The organism is Streptomyces sp. NPDC096339 (assembly GCF_044762985.1).
GTDB lineage: Bacteria > Actinomycetota > Actinomycetes > Streptomycetales > Streptomycetaceae > Streptomyces.
The window spans coordinates 1-1212 of sequence record NZ_JBIWFI010000082.1 but is presented as its reverse complement, the minus strand read 5'-3'; the positions used below and the strand labels follow the sequence as shown (position 1 = coordinate 1212).

At 72.7% G+C, this 1212-nt stretch carries 1 protein-coding gene and 1 pseudogene; both read left to right on the top strand.

The features are described from left to right. Positions 1 to 348: 348 nt before the first annotated feature. Positions 349 to 873: a SigE family RNA polymerase sigma factor gene (locus tag ACIQ5Y_RS39860; RefSeq protein ID WP_403892489.1), complete on the top strand. Its 525-nt coding sequence runs from the start codon at positions 349 to 351 to the stop codon at positions 871 to 873. After that, positions 866 to 1212, top strand: a pseudogene (locus ACIQ5Y_RS39855) (hypothetical protein); the annotation flags it as partial. The gene ACIQ5Y_RS39860 and the pseudogene ACIQ5Y_RS39855, both read left to right, overlap by 8 nt.

The following is a 1212-nucleotide window of genomic DNA, read 5'->3' as shown; positions in this document are numbered from 1 at the left end:
GTGTTGCCCGAACCGCCACCGGGCTTCGCCGAACCACCGCTGGGCTTCGCCGAGCCGGCACCGGGCGTCGCCGAAGGCGTCTCGCCCGTCTTCGGCGAGCTGGTCGCGCTCGGCCGGCCCGAGGGCGTGGAGTCGCCCGATCCGTCGGCCCCGCTCGCCTCGCATGCCGTGGACGCGAGCAGCAGCGCACCGAGGACGGCCGCGGCCGCCGCCTTCCTGATTACGTTGTTTCCCCTGGTCAACAGAGCCCCCTGTGTGGTGTTCTTCGCTGTACACGACCTGTACGCAGGCCAGGAGTCACCGGGTTGCATGCGGATCGGAAAAAGTTTTGGGACCGATGGGGGCGGTATGACGGAGGACGAGTTCGACGCGTTCTACGCGTCGGCGTTCCCACGGGTCGTCGGCCAGGTGTACTCCTTCACCGGTGACCACGGCCAGGCCCAGGACGTCGTCCAGGAAGCCTTCGTACGTGCCTGGGACCGGCGGCGTGACTTCCTCGCCACCGAGGCCCCCGAAGCCTGGATCCGCACCGTCGCGATGCGTCTCGCGGTCAGCCACTGGCGGCGGGCCCGGCGGTGGCTGGAGCTGGTACGCCGCGCCCCGCTACCCGATCACGCCCCAGGACCCGATCCCGAGCACGTCGCCCTCGTCTCGGCGCTGCGACAACTCCCAGAGCCGCAGCGCCTGGCGATAGTGCTGCACCACCTGTGTGACCTCAGTGTGGAACAGGTAGCCTCCGAGACCGGCGCACCGACCGGTACGGTCAAGGCCCGCCTGTCGCGCGGCCGGGCAACCCTCGCCAAGCTGCTGCCGGCGAGCGAGGTCGGTGTAGTGGGCGGGAGTGGCGAGGAGAAGGAGGAAGACCGTGGCTGATGACCTGTCCTCCGCCCTGCGCGAGCTGGCCGAAAACGCCGCAGCCCCCGCGCCCACGACGGGCGCGGAGGTCCGCCGCCGGGCGACTTCCCGTCGGCGCCGTCGGCACTCCGCCCTCGCGGGAGGCACCGTCGTGGTGGTCGCGGCCCTCGCGTTCGGCCTGACCACGGCCCTCGGCGGCCCGGAGTCCCACCGCAACCCCGCACCACCGGCCGCCTCCGTCACTGTGCCGACCGCCGAGGCGACCTCCCCCGCCGCGCCCACCGCCAGTGCGCCCTCGCCCTCCGCCCCCTCCCCCACTGCGCCGACTCTCGCCGTGCCGCTGCCCAATGCCCCCGG

Bases quoted from the DNA above. Each gene is read 5' to 3' on its own strand.
- ACIQ5Y_RS39860 (WP_403892489.1), top strand. From the start codon at position 349: ATGACGGAGGACGAGTTCGACGCGTTCTACGCGTCGGCGTTCCCACGG.